15 protein-coding genes, 1 tRNA gene and 2 pseudogenes are annotated in these 17,499 nt (G+C 56.6%); 16 read left to right on the top strand and 2 right to left on the bottom strand.

The annotated features are described in order from the left end of the window. Position 1 precedes the first annotated feature (1 nt). The 10 genes and pseudogenes from purC (at position 2) to AB4O41_RS10180 (ending at position 8,216) form a co-directional block, all read left to right on the top strand. Entirely contained in the window at positions 2–715 is a 714-nt protein-coding gene (purC, locus tag AB4O41_RS10225; RefSeq protein ID WP_007898671.1) for a phosphoribosylaminoimidazolesuccinocarboxamide synthase, read from the top strand. A gap of 83 nt (positions 716–798) precedes the next feature. Next, positions 799–888: transfer RNA gene (locus AB4O41_RS10220), tRNA-Ser, on the top strand. 480 nt (positions 889–1,368) lie between these two features. Then, positions 1,369–2,457: pseudogene (locus AB4O41_RS10215) on the top strand (ShlB/FhaC/HecB family hemolysin secretion/activation protein); the annotation flags it as partial. 61 nt (positions 2,458–2,518) lie between these two features. Further along, positions 2,519–3,415 (top strand): hypothetical protein, encoded by an 897-nt coding sequence (locus tag AB4O41_RS10210; RefSeq protein ID WP_460147633.1) that lies wholly within the window; start codon positions 2,519–2,521, stop codon positions 3,413–3,415. 4 nt (positions 3,416–3,419) lie between these two features. Further along, positions 3,420–4,235, top strand: a complete 816-nt coding sequence (locus AB4O41_RS10205) for a hypothetical protein (protein ID WP_460147632.1) — start codon at positions 3,420–3,422, stop codon at positions 4,233–4,235. Positions 4,236–4,431: 196 nt separating this feature from the next. Then, complete coding sequence (locus AB4O41_RS10200) at positions 4,432–4,986, top strand: hypothetical protein (protein ID WP_460147631.1); 555 nt, start codon at positions 4,432–4,434, stop codon at positions 4,984–4,986. 134 nt (positions 4,987–5,120) lie between these two features. Next, a pseudogene (locus AB4O41_RS10195) lies at positions 5,121–6,257 on the top strand (hemagglutinin repeat-containing protein); the annotation flags it as partial. A 267-nt stretch (positions 6,258–6,524) separates the two neighbouring features. After that, positions 6,525–6,716, top strand: a complete 192-nt coding sequence (locus tag AB4O41_RS10190) for a YegP family protein (protein ID WP_367374524.1) — start codon at positions 6,525–6,527, stop codon at positions 6,714–6,716. Positions 6,717–6,867: 151 nt separating this feature from the next. After that, positions 6,868–7,797: a LysR substrate-binding domain-containing protein gene (locus tag AB4O41_RS10185; protein WP_460147630.1), complete on the top strand. Its 930-nt coding sequence runs from the start codon at positions 6,868–6,870 to the stop codon at positions 7,795–7,797. Between the two features lie 53 nt (positions 7,798–7,850). Then, positions 7,851–8,216, top strand: coding sequence for a 5-carboxymethyl-2-hydroxymuconate Delta-isomerase (locus tag AB4O41_RS10180; RefSeq protein ID WP_460147629.1), 366 nt, complete (start codon positions 7,851–7,853; stop codon positions 8,214–8,216). A 17-nt stretch (positions 8,217–8,233) separates the two neighbouring features. Here AB4O41_RS10180 and AB4O41_RS10175 read toward each other — a convergent pair whose 3' ends face one another. Together AB4O41_RS10175 and AB4O41_RS10170 are read right to left on the bottom strand one after the other, a co-directional pair. Beyond that, a complete protein-coding gene (locus AB4O41_RS10175; RefSeq protein ID WP_460148323.1) occupies positions 8,234–9,148 on the bottom strand; it encodes a LysR family transcriptional regulator in 915 nt (304 codons plus the stop codon). A 330-nt stretch (positions 9,149–9,478) separates the two neighbouring features. Next, positions 9,479–10,414 carry a LysR family transcriptional regulator gene (locus AB4O41_RS10170; protein ID WP_460147628.1) on the bottom strand — a complete coding sequence of 312 codons (936 nt, stop codon included), beginning with the start codon at positions 10,412–10,414 and terminating at the stop codon, positions 9,479–9,481. Between the two features lie 173 nt (positions 10,415–10,587). Between AB4O41_RS10170 and AB4O41_RS10165 the strand changes: the two genes are divergently transcribed. Genes AB4O41_RS10165 through AB4O41_RS10140 form a run of 6 tightly spaced genes read left to right on the top strand, consistent with a single transcriptional unit; the run spans position 10,588 to position 17,499 of the window. Continuing rightward, complete coding sequence (locus AB4O41_RS10165) at positions 10,588–11,205, top strand: thermostable hemolysin (protein WP_460147627.1); 618 nt, start codon at positions 10,588–10,590, stop codon at positions 11,203–11,205. Next, positions 11,202–12,770 (top strand): AMP-binding protein, encoded by a 1,569-nt coding sequence (locus tag AB4O41_RS10160; protein WP_460147626.1) that lies wholly within the window; start codon positions 11,202–11,204, stop codon positions 12,768–12,770. Before AB4O41_RS10165 ends, AB4O41_RS10160 begins: the two co-directional genes overlap by 4 nt. Further along, positions 12,745–13,626, top strand: a complete 882-nt coding sequence (locus tag AB4O41_RS10155) for a TauD/TfdA family dioxygenase (protein WP_460147625.1) — start codon at positions 12,745–12,747, stop codon at positions 13,624–13,626. The genes AB4O41_RS10160 and AB4O41_RS10155 overlap by 26 nt, the downstream gene beginning before the upstream one ends. A gap of 9 nt (positions 13,627–13,635) precedes the next feature. Then, complete coding sequence (locus tag AB4O41_RS10150) at positions 13,636–14,763, top strand: aminotransferase class III-fold pyridoxal phosphate-dependent enzyme (RefSeq protein ID WP_460147624.1); 1,128 nt, start codon at positions 13,636–13,638, stop codon at positions 14,761–14,763. After that, positions 14,741–16,081, top strand: a complete 1,341-nt coding sequence (locus AB4O41_RS10145; protein WP_460147623.1) for an aspartate aminotransferase family protein — start codon at positions 14,741–14,743, stop codon at positions 16,079–16,081. The genes AB4O41_RS10150 and AB4O41_RS10145 overlap by 23 nt, the downstream gene beginning before the upstream one ends. Positions 16,082–16,083: 2 nt before the next feature. Then, positions 16,084–17,499: an amidase gene (locus tag AB4O41_RS10140; RefSeq protein ID WP_460147622.1), complete on the top strand. Its 1,416-nt coding sequence runs from the start codon at positions 16,084–16,086 to the stop codon at positions 17,497–17,499.

The following is a 17,499-nucleotide window of genomic DNA, read 5'->3' as shown; positions in this document are numbered from 1 at the left end:
CATGGAAAAACGTGAAGAACTCTACCGCGGCAAAGCCAAATCGGTTTACAAGACCGATGACGCTGACCGCTTGATCCTGCTGTTTCGCAACGACACCTCGGCGTTCGACGGCAAGCGCATCGAGCAGCTCGACCGCAAAGGCATGGTGAACAACAAGTTCAACGCCTTCATCATGCAGAAACTCGAAGCAGCCGGCGTGCCGACGCAATTCGACAAACTGCTGGGCGACAACGAATGCCTGGTGAAGAAACTCGACATGATCCCGGTCGAGTGCGTCGTGCGTAACTACGCCGCCGGCAGCCTGGTCAAGCGCCTGGGCGTCGAAGAAGGCATGAAGCTCAACCCTTACACCTTCGAACTGTTCCTGAAGGACGACGCCAAGGGCGACCCGTTCATCAACGAATCCCATGTCGTGGCATTCGGTTGGGGCACCGCCGAGCAACTGGTTCGCATGAAAGAACTGTCGCTCAAGGTCAACGAAGTCCTGAGCAAACTGTTCGACGACGCTGGCCTGCTGCTGGTCGACTTCAAACTGGAATTCGGCGTTTTCTCCGACGGCTCCATCGTCCTGGGCGACGAGTTCAGTCCGGACGGCTGCCGTCTGTGGGACAAGGCCACCGGCAAGAAAATGGACAAGGACCGCTTCCGTCAGGGCCTCGGTGACGTCATCGAAGCCTACGAAGAAGTCGCCAACCGTCTGGGCGTACCGCTGTAATCGACGCAAGCATCTGATAGCACGGAAAAATTTCGCTTAGGGGGTTCGCTTCCGGCGAAAGTGTTGTTATGATGCGCGCCGTTGGAGAGATGCCAGAGTGGCCGAATGGGACGGATTCGAAATCCGTTGTACCTTCACCGGTACCTAGGGTTCGAATCCCTATCTCTCCGCCATACATAGAAAAGCCCCGTAGCTGAATAAGCTACGGGGCTTTTTTGTTTTCCGGTTGTACTACTCGATTGTACTACTCAAGCCATGCTGTTTTGAGTCGATACGGCACTGTTGGCATGAGCAAATCAGGTACAGAAAGGCCCGCTTGATGGCGGGCGCTTGGGTGTTCGTGTACGACAGTGATCACAGCAGAACCTTCTTGCGTTTTGAAATCATCCCTTCTACATCCCTGCCACCAATTCAAATGTCACGCCAAATGCTCCCAGAGTGGCTCGTTTCTGTCGTAATTTCAGACGCGTCCTGTGAGATACGTCTCTTTTTTTAGTAGAAAGTTTCCGCGCCCTTGAACCGAAAACGATATGCGGAGTCTGGTGTGCGCGTAGTTGTGCGCATCAGCAACGTGAGTGTTTTGTGGGAGTAAGCCGGTATGGCTATTCGTCCGCTCGCGAGCTTGCTGTCATTTCCGTATCGAGGGATCGAACATGTTCTCACCCGCCCATTGGGCGAGGTTGTGCCTGGCTTTGCTGTGCCTCTCTCCGCTAACGCTCGCTTATGCTGCGCCAACCCCCGGTGACACGGACCTGATCCGTGAGCGTCAGGACCGCCTGCTCGAAGAACAGCGCCGACGTCTTGAGGAACTCAAGGACCTGCCCGGCAAAGAGGCGAAGCCTACCCAGCCGACGGCCCCTACCGACAGCCGTTGCTTCCCGATCAAGACCATCGAGCTCAAGGGCGCCGATGCCCTGTCCGAGGGCGAGCGTCAACGCCTGCTCAAGCCCTTTCTCAACCAGTGCCTGGGCGTGCCGCAGCTTAACCAGTTGCTCAAGGTCATCACCAACCACTATCTCGAAAAAGGCCTGGTCACCAGCCGCGCTTATCTACCGCAGCAGGATTTGGCCGGCGGGCATTTGAGTGTGCTGGTAGTGGAAGGGCGCCTTGAAGGCTTGAAAGGCGCTGAAAACAGCAAACTGTCGGACCGCGAATTGGCGATGGCGTTTCCCGGTAAGGCCGGCGACTTGGTCAACCTGCGGGAGATCGAACAGATGGTCGATCAACTGAACCGTTTACCATCCAACCGTGCGCAAATGGAACTGACACCAGGGCAGAACATCGGTGGCAGCGAAGTGCTGGTCAATAACTCTGCGCAGAAACCCTGGCGCGTCGGCCTGTCGCGGCATAACGATGGGCAGAAAAGCACCGGCGAGCAGCAATGGGGAACCGCCCTGGACTGGGACAGCCCTTTGGGCCTGGCTGACCAACTGGCCTTGCGCGGCAGCCACGATGCCATCAGCGACCATCAGAAAACCTCGCGTAATGGCATGCTCTATTACAACCTGCCCTTTGGCTGGTGGAACCTGAGCTACACCTACAGCCAGAGCGAGTACCGGGCGCTGGGCCAGGCCAACGGCTTCAATTTCAAGCAGAGCGGCGACAGCCAGAACCATCAGTTGCGCCTGGAGCGGGTGATCCATCGCGACTCGGTGAGCAAGACCTCGCTCAACACCGGGCTGGCGTACCTGTGCACCAACAACTTCATCGAAGACAGCAAACTCGCTGAAAGCAGCAATCGCGGATTCTGCCAATGCCGTAGCAGGTGCCGGAGCGGCTAAGAATGCCGCCGAGAACAATGCTATGGGCATGATGGCTGGTGGCGATCTTGGGTTCTGGCTCGCTGACGTAAAGGGGTGTGACAGCGCCTGTAAAGCCGATATTGCGAAACAGACGGCCGAAGGTGGTGTGCTTGTTTCCGGTGCCATGCTGGCTTCGACTGTCGCCGCAGTCGGTGCCGTCGCGACACCTGAATTAATAGCCGCCGCTCAAACTGCCGCTCGGGCCTGCTCGGCTAACCCGGTTTTGTGCGCCAATGAGACGACAGTGTGGCTGGCTGAAATGGCCGCCAGTGAAGCCTTGCCCGCGGGTCTTGCGGTGGGAGGTGCTGCCAAGTTGACTGCGGAGCAGCTGCGTGATGCCCGCGCTTTGATGGTGATCGAAACGCAGACGGGGAAAAAAATCACCTCAGAGGCATTGGGTATTGCTTTAGGGAAAACCGGGAGCGGAACGGTTGTCGGTGATGAGTTGGCAGCCCGCCTGACACCCCAAAGTTTTGGCTTTTCAACAGTTGCGGACAACCCTCAATCGCTTCAGATGTGGAACGATGCGATGCGTTCCGCTGCCAGCGCCAGCCGGCCTAATGGATATACGCGATACCTTGATACCCTTGCCAGCGGACAAAATCCCAGCCAGCAAATATTGGAGGATGCATTCAGTGCCGTTAATAGCCGCTTTGTTAAATCGGCCCGCAATGCCGGGCAAGAAATCGCGCAAGTTCATCACTGGAATTTTGGCAAAACGGATTTCCCAACACAGATCGTTGACCCCCGACACTTGGTGCCCGTACCTTCACGCGAGGCCCATCTTTTGATCCATCAGCAAACTAGTGAGACCACCAACATTTGGGTTGGCCCCATCTCGCCTTTGCACAGAATAGAAATTCCTGAATGGTCCACTCCTCTGGCGCCAAAATGGTGAAAACATGAACTTTGAAAACGCGCTTAAAGCTCTGAATCTGCCGGATGCGGTGGTAGCGTGTGCTGCCGGAAAAATCAGGCCACCCATTTGCACTTTGGAGGCTCCTGCTCAATGGTTTGGTTTCCCGCCTGCGCTGATCCCAATCTGGAGTGACGGCTCTCGCCCTACCTATATTGGGTATTGGAAGCACTGGTTCGTGGAGCGGGAACCTTGCTTTGTAAAAATGTACATAAGCTCCGATCGTATGACGACTGAGATCGCCAGGACTTCTTCACAACTGTTTGGAGTCGTTGCGATGATGGCGCTCAGTCTGGATGATGGGGTGACGTTAGGTCTTGAACAGTTCGCCGCGAGGGTGGGACTTGAGGGTTTGTCGGAGCTTGATGCAGTCTCCTTGAAAACGGGTGATGACCCTAAGGGTTTTCCCAAAGCGGAGCTATTTAAAACATTAACTCCCCTCGACTGTATCTCCTGTGACGGTACTCCCTATATGGGAGGGTTTCCCAATGAGTTCGCCAGCGGAAACTGGTGGGAAACTAGCTGTTCCTTTGAGATTCTAAACAGGAATATGAGAGTCCCAGAGAGTTCAAACTTGCCTGGCTGGTTTGACCCGGCTCAGGAAAAAACGACGCTATTCGAAGGTTTCATGTCGGCGAGTCGTCTGGACTATGCATGGCTGACATTGAACTCGACGGGTTGGTTGATTGCTGATGCAAGAAGGGCAATTGTTGAGCTGCAGGCTCGCACCAGCGATGAGGCTTTTAATTGTGTTGTTACGTCTTGGCTATCCGTTGCTGACGTTGGTGCTGGAAGCTATTGAGTGCAGTAAAGAACGTGTAAATGGAACAGAAAAAAAGTGACAGATTTATTTGTTTTGTTTGTTTTATAAATAAGGTTGTACCCTTTTTTCATTGTTTGCAGCTGCCGACTAGATGAAAATAACGGGTAACGCGGTCAGCTCCTGAGACAATACAGTCGGGCGGAAAGTAATTTTTAATGATGTACTTGGAGTGTTCATGAAAAGAACTTCACTACTAATGTTAAGCCTGATTCTGACATTGTCAGGTTGTAAGTCCAACGTACGGGATTCTTCTCCTGATCTGCTCAGCGACGGTATCCAACTGCGCCAAGATAAAGTAACCGTCGATGCCCAGCACGCCAAGGTCATCATGAAAGCGTCGGGCGCCACCTATCCGGTAGAGTTTTCGATCAGACGCGCTGCGGATCCCGATCAGCGCATGGATGTGCAGGGAACCGTAGTGGATACCGGTCGGGGGAAGGTGTTTGGCTGGATTGCCAAGGTCAACGAAACGGTTCACAGCGCTACCTTGAAACACTTCCCGCAGTTGGAAGTACAAGCAGACCCTGATCAGCCGTTTGAGGTGTCGGGCTACGCCAGCGGCGAGAGCATCGGGACTGGCTACCGCTGCGGCCCACTCAGAAGCACTTTTACACCGGAGCGAAGTAAGGTTTATCTGGTGGAGTTTCAGTTCGTGGGTGATCGTTGTGAGCAGCACGTCTACGATGTCACCCAGCCGCAGGAGCGTATTCCTGTCGCAAGTTTGCCTTAGCACCTGAGTCGAATGGAAATGGGCGATCCAAGATCGTTCATTTCCATTTGTTCCGCAGCCGTCTCCCAATCACATCCATCACATAGCACCCGTCGCGCAACGCTATCATCAGCATTGTTGCATAAATCGGAAAAAGTGCGGCCTCCAGCATCACCACCGGCGGAAACCTGGATATCCAGGGCGACACCCTGGCCAACCGGAGCAGCAGCATCGGCGTCGGCGGTGCATTGACCGCCAACCTCGTCAGCCTGAACAACATCGGCATCGAAACCGGCGAGACCGAAACCTCGCGCACCTTCATGTCCGAACGCACGCGCCACCCGCGCTGGCTGGCGCGCCGCCGCGAATGACTTCACCAACAAATACTGGTTGCAGAGCCCAGGTTACAACGCCAACGACCTGGGCGGCCTCGAAGCGGCGATGAGCCGCTTCATCGGCATGACCGAGCGCGAAATCCCTTCGCTTGGCACTCAAACAGCCACCACCGATAACCAGACCTACGCGTCATTATCCAGGCCGGCGGCGCGGTCGATGTTCGCACCCAGGGCAACGCCGACAACCGCGTCGTGCGCAGCGGCTACAACTACGTCGGCGCCGGCCCGCGTACCGACACCCAGGCCGACAACGCCTTTTCCACCCGCATCAGCGTCAATCGGCAGCTAGCCCCGAACCTGACCCAACAGCAGGTCGATCCGCTGGCCTTGCCCGGTTTTGACTTGCCAACCGGGCAAAACGGCCTGTTCCGCATGAGCGGCGACGGCTCGACCACGCCCACCCAGGGCGCCGGCCTGCTGCAAGTGCGTGGGCTGCCTGACAGTTCGATCAGGTCCAATCCGCACAAGTACCTGATCGAGACCAATCCGGCGCTGACCGATATGCGCCGGTTCATGAGCTCGGATTACCTGCTGACAAACCTGGGCTACGATCCGGACCTCGCCGCCAAGCGCCTGGGTGACGGTTTCTACGAACAGCGGCTGATCCAACGGGCGGTAATCGCCCGCACCGGCCAACGCTTCCTCGACGGCCAGACCTCCGACGACGGCATGTTCAAGTACCTGATGAACAACGCCATCGCCAGCAAGGACGCCCTCCACCTGTCCTTGGGCGTCAGTCTGACCGCCGAACAGGTTGCGGCCCTGACCCATGACATCGTCTGGATGGAAACCCGGACCGTGAACAACCAACAGGTGTTGGTGCCGGTGCTCTACCTGGCCAACGCCAATCACCGACTGGCGGCGAATGGCGCGCTGATCCAGGGCGCCGATGTCAGCACAGCGCGCTCACCCAAGCCCCCGAGTGCTTCCAGTGTCGGATGAATCGGCATAGCAGCGTAAGAAAAATATGCATATTCACGGGAAAACTGACTTCGCCGAGTCTCTTTAATTACCGCCCCCCGTATCTATTGATCGTCCCGCGAATAAAGGGTTTTTCTTCGAAATATCCCCTCACATTGAAAGACATTGCCTCATAAATTCCTCATCTACTCTGGTTTCGCAGATCACTGATCTGTCGTAATCAGCAGTCGCAAGGAGCGATCAATGTATTTTGAGATTTACAGGCAAACCCGTGGTATCGCACAAACTGGCAAGGGCCAATGGCGCTGGCGTTTGCGGGCGGGGAATCATGAAACGATTGCCAGTGGGGAGGCTTACCTCAACAAGTCTGATTGCGTGCACGCCATCAGTTTGATCAAAGGGACTCATGATCAGACCCCGGTCAAGGAGATATAAGCTCCAGGGCGGTGAAGCTGCTCAGTCGGAGCAGCTTCGTTTTTTCGGACTCCCTGTTTTTATCGATCAGGTCATTTGCCAGCCTGCATAGACGCCGATTACGACACCTCCCTAAACTGTCACCCAAGTCTTGGGGACCGGGGTGCAATGGATGAATCGCAACGAACTGCGCAAGGCCGACATCAACTTGATGGTGGTGTTCGAGACATTGATGCTCGAACGCAACGTCACGCGGGTGGCTGAGAAGCTGTTCCTCGGTCAGCCGACCATCAGTGCGGCGTTGAATCGTTTGCGGACGATGTTCAATGATCCGCTGTTCATACGGGTTGGCCATCGTATGGAGCCGACGGCGCGGGCCGAGGAAATTATTCAGCACTTGTCACCGGCGCTGGACTCGCTGTCGGTGGCCTTGAGCCTGACCCACGATTTCGATCCACTCAGCAGTACCATGACTTTTCGCATCGGGCTGTCGGACGATGTCGAGTTCGGCCTGTTGCCGCCGCTGCTGCGGGTTTTGCGCCAAGAAGCGCCGAAGGTGGTGTTCGTGGTCCAGCATGTCGACTACTGGCGCATTCCCGACCTGCTGGCGTCTGGTGATATCACCGTTGGTATCAGCCAGACCCGCGGCCTGCCGGCCAACGCCAAGCGCAAATTGTTGCGACACATCCAGCCCAGTGTTTTGCGTGCAGACGCATCAGATACACCGCTGACCCTCGATGAATATTGCTCGCGGCCGCATGTGTTGGTGTCTCACACCGCCAATGTCAGTGGCTATGCCGATGAGTGGCTGGCAGAGATCGGTCGTACGCGCCAGGTAGTGTTGTCTGTCCCGCAATACAGCTCGTTGCCGGCCTTGCTCGCCGGCACCGATCTGATCGCCAGCCTGCCCGATTACACGGCCGAAGCAATGGCTGCGTCCGGTCAGTTGTTCAAGGAGCCGTTTCCGTTCAAGACGCCAACTCTGGACCTTTCCATGGTCTGGCTCAGTCATGTCGATAACGATCCGGCCGAACGCTGGCTACGCTCGAGACTGGAGGCGTTCATGAGTGAGCGTCCGATTCTTCCGCTGCCCGGTGAGTAGGGCGGCTCTGTGTTATATGTACGACCTTTCTGCCAATCTTCAGGAGCCCCTCTATGCCTCACCTGCACATGGAATACACCGCCAACTTGCCCGAACTGAATGCCGACGTGGCGTTAATGCGACTCAACAATGCGTTGATGGCTTCCGGTCAGTTTGCGGCCGAGTTCGATATCAAAAGCCGAGCAGTGAAGGTCGAAAGCTACAAGGTTGGCACCGCACTGGGCGAGCGGGCTTTTGTGCATATCAAGCTGGCACTGTTGAGCGGGCGCTCGGCGGAGATCAAGACGCAGTTGTCACAAAGCCTGTTGGCAGTGTTGCAGGACTTGTGCGAATGGCCGGCCAACGTAGAAGTGCAGTTGTGTGCGGAAATTCTGGATATTGATCGTGAGTCCTACACCAAGACTGCCATTGGCCTCTGACAGGCCAGGTTTCGGAGTCAGAGCAAACCTTGTTCCCCACAGGCTTTGATCACTTGCTCACGAAGCCAGGTATTGGCGCTGTCCTGATCGCTGGCTTCGCTCCATTGCATGTCGAGAGTAAGTGCTGGCAAGCCATTCGGTGCTTCGCAATGACTGAATACCGCCTCATTGGCCAGCAGCGATTGAATGCGCCGCGGTAGCGTCAGGATGAAGTCGGTGCCGGTGATCATCTTGAGGGCTGCTCTGTAGTTGTTGGACCGCTCGATAAGCTGTCGTTTGTGATCGACTCTATGGGTGTCGAAAGTTCTGTGTGGAGGGAGCACGTGACGATGTTCCATGAACGATCGCAAACTTGGGCGCAATTCCGGCGGGGTTGCGCGTTTATCGAAAACGTAAACCAGCTCGTCTTCAACCAGCCTCCGGGATTTGCAGCCAGTGTGGCTGTGTTGAGAATCGGGCCCGAAGCAGATCACCAGATCGAGACTGCCATCGCGCAGTTCATCGAAGGGCTGGACGGTATCGGTTTTTTGCACATTGACGATCACTGGCAGGTTGGCGAAGTCGAAGTTCCTCAACAGCCGCGGTAGTACCAGCAGTTCGAAGTATTCCGACACGCAAATGTTGAAGGTGACTGCTTTTAGAGTCGGATCAAAGGCTTGAGCTCCGGAATGGCAGAAGTTGATGCCTTCCAGAATCTTCAGCACATGCCCGTGCATGGTGGTGGCTTTGTAGGTTGGACGCATTCCTGATCGGGTGTTGATGAACAAATCATCTTCGAAGCCGGTGCGCAGCTTTTTCAGCGAATAGCTGACGGTGGACTGGCTGACCCCGAGGGTTTCGGAGACGGCGGTGACGCTGCTTTGTTCATACACGGCGACGAACACCATGAGGTCTTGCATATCGAGCTTTCTAAGTAAATTGCTGTTAAGCATCTGCCCCATCTCGATGAACTCCCTGTTCTGTTTTGAACGAGATCTATCCACAAAAGGATAACGGAACGATAGTGCCAGGAGAATGCCTTGTAGGAAGCTTCATTGTCAGATGTGGGACACAACGTGTAGGTAACACGACCTGAGCACTCAATCGCCCAGCGAGTTCTGGCCTGGAGGGGCTTTGCGGGATTTTCTGGATCTGCGCGCACGGCTTGAAAGTGATTGGTATCAGGCTGCCAGGCACTGAATACCCACCACCCAAGCGCTGAAGTTACGCCCGGACACTTGGCTATGCTCGGGTCCAGTAAAACTATATGTTAATAATTCTTATTACAGAAAGCCGTCTTGTGCACACACGCTGACAATTTGTTCGCGAAACCAGTTATTGGCGCTGTCTTGACCTGGTTTCTCGTTCCATAACATATCCAGCGTGAAGTTCGGTAAACCCGTCGGCGGTTTGCAGTGGCTGAATCGGGCTTCATTACTGATCAGCATCTGGATGCGCCTAGGCAGAGTGAGAACAAAATCGGTCCCGGGGATCATGTTGAGTGCCGCAACGTAACTATTGGCCCGTGCCACAATTTGGCGGGTGTAGTCCCATTTGCTGAGCCAGCCATCCACCATATTGGTGTCTGAAGTCCATGGCGTCGGGAAGATATGCTGGCGTGCGACAAAGGTGTCCAGGCTGAACTCGCGCTCTGGAGGCGCGAAATTTTTATCGACGACGCAGACCAGATCATCTTCCAGCAGTACTTGTGATTTCAGGTTTTTAGCGCTGTGATGAAAGTTGGGGCCGAAACAAATAACCAGATCGAAGCGGCCATCTATAAGTTCTTCGTTAGGAATATCTCTGTGGAATTTCTGGATGTTTACAATGACCGGAAAGCTACTGCCGATAAAACGTTTCAATAAGTTTGGCAGTATCAGAAGTTCAAAATATTCAGGAGCGCAAATGTTAAAAGTGATCTCTTTTTGCGCTGGGTCGAATGAATGGAATCCGGAATGGCATATGTTTATGGATTTCAGGATTTTGAGAACATGGCTGTACATTGTGGCGGCTTTGTGTGTTGGCCACATGCCATTGCGGGTATTGATGAAGAGCTCGTCGTCGAAACTCGTGCGCAGCTTTTTCAGGCAGTAACTCACCGTGGACTGGCTGACGCAAAGGGTTTCGGAGACCTCGGTGACGCTTCTTTGTTCATACACAGCCACGAAAACCATAAGGTCCTGCATATCCAGTTTTCTTAGCAGATTGCTATTAAGCATAAAATCCTTCTCGGTGAAAATCCATGTGTGTCACTTTACGTCGTGTTTTGTGACAAGGTTGTTTATTTATATATTAGTGGAAGTAATTGGTTTTTTAAATAGTCTGTCGGAAATTTCCTCAATATATTCTCGTACCACTTACAGAGAACCCCGATCAGGGATAGGAGGGCGAAGTGTTGGTACGCGTCACGGAAAGTCAAACGCCGTTATGGATGCAGGCGACTGAAGTTGTGAAAGAAAAGTTTCGCAGCTCTTATAAGGCATCCGTAGAACCGAGCCCGCAGTATTTTGCGGTCACCCAGGACAGTGAGGAGCGGATTCTTTCTTGCGCCGGTATAACTTTTGCGGATGACCGCACACTGTTTTCGGAGCAATACCTGTCGCAACCGATAGAAACGATTCTGTCCCAGCGTTTTGAAAAGATGATTGATCGGTCAGTTATTGCTGAAATAGGCAGTTTGATTTCTCATCATCTGACGGCCGGAATGATTATGGTCAACATGGTTCCGTTGTTGGCCTGGTGCATGGGGGCTCAATATTTGCTCTGCACCGTTACGCCCCGGGTCCGGAAAATGATGGAAAGCTGCCAGATCGATTTCGAACCACTACTCACGGCGGACCCTCAGCGCCTGGCCAATGATGGAGGCAAGAACTGGGGAACCTACTACTCGAAATTGCCTGTCACCGGTTTTATCCGCGTGGACCCGAAACGCTCGCGATTTGCAGCCATGACCCTCGGTACCCTATTCACCCAGCTGCCGACCGATTTGCCGGCGAGGGCGCAGTCATGAGCGGCCGTTTCATTGCGGATTTGCGGCTTGCGTTGCAGGTCAATCGCCAGAAGGTCTGCGCTATCGATTGTGTTCCGAGCGGCCTGGAACACGCCTCTGTCATGACCTATGGCGAGCTGGAATCCCGGGCGCTGAATCTGGCGGCAGAACTGCAACGGCGTTTCGACACGGCGGCTCACGGCGACCACGTTGTGCTGGGGATTGCGACGCGTAACAGCAGTGACTGGCTGATTGCCGATCTGGCTTGCCTGTTTGCCGGAATTACCGCGCTGCCTTTGCCGCTGGCGTTCAGTCAGTCCCAGGCCGAGCACCTTGCCGAGCGTTGTGACGGGTTTCTGGTGGATGCCGCAGGCGAGCGGACGTTGGCGGAGCGGTGGATGCTGGACTTTCCCGACAGCCGCCTCAGACGTATCGGCGAACCTGCCCTGGAGCAGCCGCTGTTGCGAGAACCGGACGGCGATAGCGCCTGGATCTGCAAAATCATTCACACCTCGGGGACTACCAGCCGGCCCAAGGGCGTGCGCCTGAGCACGGCGGCGGTGGGGGCGGTGTTGGCTTCCCTGCGCCAGTGGATGCCGGTCGATGCCCATCGCAGCTACCTGTCACTGGTGCCATTGAGCCTGCTGCTGGAACAAGTGACCGCCGCGTATTTGCCGCTGCTGGCCGGTGGGATCGTGCATTTTCTGCCTGAAGGCGAGGCGTTGCTTGGGGAGCCGGGCACTTCACCGCAGCGTTTGATTGAGTGGATTCTGCGGGTCGAACCGACGGCCTTGACCGTACCACCGGTGATGCTCAATCGCTTTCACGAACTCTTGACCGAAGGCGGCGCGCAGGGTGAGCGTCTGTCTCGTTACTTGCATTCGGGGGTGCATATCACCTGCGGCGGCGCGGCCGTCAGCATCGATATCCTGCATGCCCTCGCTGAGGACGGTATCCCGGTGTTCCAGGGTTACGGGCTCTCCGAGAACGCCTCGGTCGTCAGTATGAATACCGTGCAGCACCAACGTCTGGGCAGTGTGGGCAGGCCGTTGCCGCATGTTCAGGTGCGTATCGGCGCCGACCAGACCATTGAGGTCAAGAGCAGTTCGTTGTTCAGCGGCTACTCGGGCAAAGACCCGAGCGCCTGTTCGATGTCCGACGATGGCTGGATGGACACCGGGGATCTGGGGGAGCTGGACGCTGATGGCTTTCTCTATGTTCGCGGTCGCAAGAAAAATGTGATCTGCCTGCCCAATGGCCGCAACGTCAGCCCGGAGCAGGTCGAGTTGGAATACCGCGAATATCCCGGTGTGCGCGATGCCGCTGTGTTTTTCGATGAGGCCCATGGTCTGGTGGCGTTGTTGTGTGTTGAGTCGGCACCGGATCGCGATGAGCTGGCCAGCTGGTCAGCCCGGCGCTTTTCCGATATCGAGCGACCGAGCCGCCTGTGGTTGCTGACCAAGGACGATCCATTGCTCGAGCAGCTCTACACCGTCACCGGCCGTCCAAAACGCGCCGATATCGCTACTGTTTTCGCCAATCTGCAAGGGAATGCATCTGATGAACACACCTGCCTATCACTGTGAAAATCCCGACGTATCCATTATTGAACCGCGCCATTTTGCAAACCTCGGCAAGGCCGAGCTGTACGACCTGCTGGGGCATTACGGTGTCGTCCTGTTACGTAACTGCATCCACAATGCCGAGGATTTCAGCGCCTATGTGAAGCAGAACAGCTCGCGGCTGAGCCTCGACCCGGCTCGGGTCATGGTCGGTGGAGCCGCGCAGCTGGTGGATGCGGGCCGCCAGGCGATCGGTCTGCATTGCGAGAATGGTAACTCGCCGTTCTGGCCGGACATCACCTGGTTCTATTGCCAGGAAGCACCGCGCACAGGCTCGCAAACCACCTTGTGCGACGGTGAGAAAGTACTGGCGAAGCTGTCATCCGCCTGCCGCACATTTTTCGAGGACAACCCGATTCGCTACAGCCGCACCGTTGCCGGCGACAAATGGCGTCGGCTGGTTTGCCACTATTCGCCAGCGCTCTCGGACCCGGCGGCGGTCGGGATCGAAGACCTGATGCAGATCATCGGCGACGATCCGCAGACACAGATCTCCTTCAATGCGGTTGATGATTCGATTCATTACGCCTTCAGTACCCCGGCGATTCTGGTCTCCGAATTCAGCCAGCGCCCAGCGTTTGCCAACAGCATTCTCGGGCCGTCCTTCAACTATGAAGTGCCGGTGATCGATACGTCGTCCGGGCAGCCCATTCCCGGTGAATTCCTGCACGAAATCGCCGAGGTTTCCGCGCAATACACCTACCCCGTCGGCTGGCGTGACCATGACATGGTGATGATCGACAACCGTCGGGTGATGCATGGTCGTGAGGCCATCGTTGACGAGCGCCGCCGTATCTTCAACGCCCTGAGCTACCGCTGAGACCCATTTATGAAGACCCATAACAAACAGATCATTTCTGGTCAGTACGAGACGTATATCGACGGTGACGGTCGCCAGATAATCGATCTGACCGGCGGTTTTGGCTTTCAGGTGCCGGCGGTAATCGACGCGGTCAGCCTCCAGGCGCAAAGCATGGGGCTGTCCAATCGGGTGCTGATGTCCGACCCACTGATCGCTTTGTGCCGGCGCTTGGCCGAGCTGCTACCGCAGCCGCTGGTCAGCTCTTATGTGTGCAGCTCCGGCGATGAAGCATTCGAAGGCGCCTTGAAACTGTGTAAAGGCCTCAAGCCCAAGGGCAACACCATTGTTGTTGTCCAGGGCGGCGACTATGGCTCGCTGAGTTACGGACGTTGCCTCAGCGCGCCGCAAAACTATCTGCAGATGCAGCGTTTCCTGGGCTTCGAGCTCGTGACGATCAGGTATGTCCGCGACCTGGATAAAGTGGACTGGAACGATTGCTTCGCGGTTTGCCACACCAGCACCGTGATTGATGGAGACGGTCGCTTGCGCCTGATAGAGCAGGTGCTACTCGATCACTTGTATGTCGCGGCGGCCAATGCGTCGGTGCCAGTCATCGCGGTCGACGTGCAAAGTTGTCTGGGGAGCCTGGGCACGCTGTTTGGGTTTCAGCGTTATCGCAATACCCCGGACATTGTGGTGTTGGGCGGCCCACTGGGCGGCAGTGCGATTCCTGTCGGCACCTATACCTGCAGCGAACAGATGGCCTATCAAGTCTATGGTCGCAGCAGCCCGGCGAAACATGGCAGCACCACGGCCGGCAATCCGATGGCCTGCGTGGCCGCCATGGCAGCACTGGATTACGTGCAGGCGCACGACTTGCCCAGGGAATGCCTCAATAACGGCCAGATCCTGGCGCAAGCGCTCGCCTCATTCGGCGCTGTCGCCTACGGTGCCTGGGTCAGCCTACCGCTGCCAGCCGACCTCAAACCCGCCGATTTGTGCGAGGAGCTTTATCAGCGTGGCATCTATGTCAGTGCACCCCGTGGCCGCGAGTTGATTCTGCGTTGCCCGATCACCGCACGAGCCGAACACATCCAGCGCGCATCCCGGATTCTCAAGGAGACTTTAAGCCATGTCCTTAACCCTATCGCATGAACAACTGCTGGATGATTGCCAGCAGCATTGGAGTGCCTCGGCGGCCAAGCTCTATCGCCTGGGTAAAACCAGCGTCGAAAAGGACGCGGATGGCATCTATGTCACCGACCATGCCGGCAAGCGCTTTATCGATTGCGCATGCAGCTATGGGGTGTTCATCGTCGGCCATCGTAATCCGATGGTGCGTGAACAGGTGCAGACCCAGTTGAACCAGATGGCCTGGATTCCGGAGGGGCGGGTGCATCCGCTGCAAGGCGCATTGTCCGAGCGCCTTCGGAATCTGGTACCAGGGAATTGGGGGGATGTGCAGTTTATGGTCTCGGGTGCCGAAGCCATCGAACAGAGCATGCGTTATGTGCTCAAGGTGAAGCCGCACCGGCGTGGAATCGTGGTAATGAGTGATTCCTATCACGGCAAGACGCTGGCGGCGATGAGCATTCTTGGACAGAAACAGCACCATCGCAGCTATGGCACTGCGGCCTCGGAAGTGACTTATGTGCCGTACGGTGATTTCGCTGCTTTGCAGAGAGCGGTTGGTGAGGGTGTGCGTGCGGTGTATGTCGAGCCGATTCTGGGGGGCGCCCACTTACAGGTTCCGCCCGTGGGTTACATGGCGAATATCCGCGCCCTGTGCGATGCCACTGACACCTTGCTGGTGGCCGACGAAATCCAGACCGGTTTCGGTCGCTGTGGCAAGTGGTTCGCCGTGCAGTACGACGACATCGTGCCGGACATAATGATTCTCTCCAAAGGCCTGACGGGCGGTTACACCTCGTTTGCCTGCGCGATGTACAGCTGGCGACTGACCACACAGTATCCGCTGAGCGAGATCGAGCCTGACCAGCGAACCAATGGTGGGCATCCGGTGGCGTGCGCCTCGGCGCTGGCCGCGATCGATTACATCGAGCAGAACAACCTGGTCGAGCAATCGCGGATCAATGGCGGCTTGCTGCGCCATGGCCTGCAACGGCTGGCTCAGCGTTATCCGCAGATTGTCGAGGATGTGCCCGGTGTCGGCTTGATGACCGGCCTGCGCTTGCGCGGTTCGGTCTACGAAGCACTGATGAGCATGGAGTTGGGCAAGCGTGGTGTGCATGCCGGGCATTCCATGAATGAAAAAGCCGCGCACCCGGTTCTGCGGTTTTACCCGCCGCTGAACATCACGCCCGAAGCACTTCGGCATGTCCTGACGATGACCGAGGAAGCCCTTGAGGCGATCGCCCGGCGTCCGAAGTTGGCGGTCAAGGCGTTTTCTCTGGTGGTCAGAAACATGTACCACATCCCCAACAAGCTACTGCGCAGCAAAGGAAAGCCCTGAGTATGTTCAATCCCGACACGTTGACCCTACGCGAAATGGCCGGGTTGCTGCGCCGTGGTGTGTTGAGCAGCGTCGACTTGATGGAGTTCTACCTGCAGCGTATTGCCGAGCGCAATCCGCAGATCAATGCCCTGATTCAACTGGAGTCTGTCGACGAACTGCGTCGACAGGCCCGGGAGGCCGATGAGATGGCCCGCACCGGAAAGATTCGTGGCCCTTTACACGGGATCCCCATGACCATCAAGGACGTCTGCCATGTGCGCGGCTTCCGGATGTCGCGAGGCCTGAAGGAATTGCTGGGCGAGGCCAGTCAGGAGGATGCCACGGTCGTTGCCCGGCTTCGCCAGGCGGGGGCGATCATCCTTGGGATCACCAATGTTCCCGAGTTGTGCATGGCGTTTGAAACCGACAATTTGCTATATGGCCGCACGCTCAATCCTCATGACAGGCAGCGTTCCGCTGGCGGTAGCAGTGGCGGTGAAGCGGCGGCCATCGCGGCCGGTTGCTCGCCGGCCGGGCTGGCATCGGATGCTGGCGGCAGTGTGCGGATTCCGGCGCATTTCAACGGTATCTGCGGCATGAAACTCACCCAGGGGCGTGTGCCGTTGACCGGCCAGTTTCCCTGTGATCGCTCCGGGCTGTTTCATCTGACGTCGGCGTTTGGCGTGATGGGGCGTTATGTCGACGATCTGGCGCTACTCGGGCAACTGATCAGCGGCGCTGACGGCCACGACCCGGACACCGTCGATGTGCCTTTCGCCGAGAGTAAGCCCTTGGCCCAACTGCGTGTCGCACTGTCTTGGGAGTCCACCAGAACCCGGGTGAGCCCGGCGGTGAAGCAGGTTCTGCAGTGGGTTGAGAGTTGCCTGAGCAGTGTGGTGGCGCATGTTACACCGACGGCTCCGCAGATGCTCGACGAGGCCTGCGATGTGCTATGGCGGGTTTTCATCACGGGTGGGGATGCCGGGCGTGGCTGGAAGCGTTTGTTCCAGTCCATGGACAAACAGACCTATGCGCCCGCCACCACAGGGTTGATTCGCTTGAGCGAAGAGGTCGAGTTGAGCGTGGATGAAATGAAGCGCGACTGGATTCTGATCGATACGTTTCGCTATCACCTGGCGAAGTTTTTCAATCAGTATGACCTGTTCATTTGCCCGGTATTCCCGGACGTGGCGTTCGCCCATGGCGAGTCTTTGCAGGATCGTGATCGCTATTCCTTTGTGTTTCCGTTCAGCCTCTCCGGTTCACCGGCGGTGGTCATTCGCGCCGGGCATGATCCGGCCAACGGGATGCCGATCGGCATCCAGATAGTCGGCCCGCACTGGCAGGAAGAGCGGCTGCTGGCCGTGGCCAATTTCCTTGAGCGCGAACTGGAGCGCTGGAGTCCGGTGGCCCCGTTGGACGCAGTCACTCTCTGA

Source organism: Pseudomonas sp. S2_A02 (genome assembly GCF_054668495.1).
Note: the sequence above shows the minus strand (reverse complement) of the source record. Positions and strands in the feature narration are given on the sequence as shown.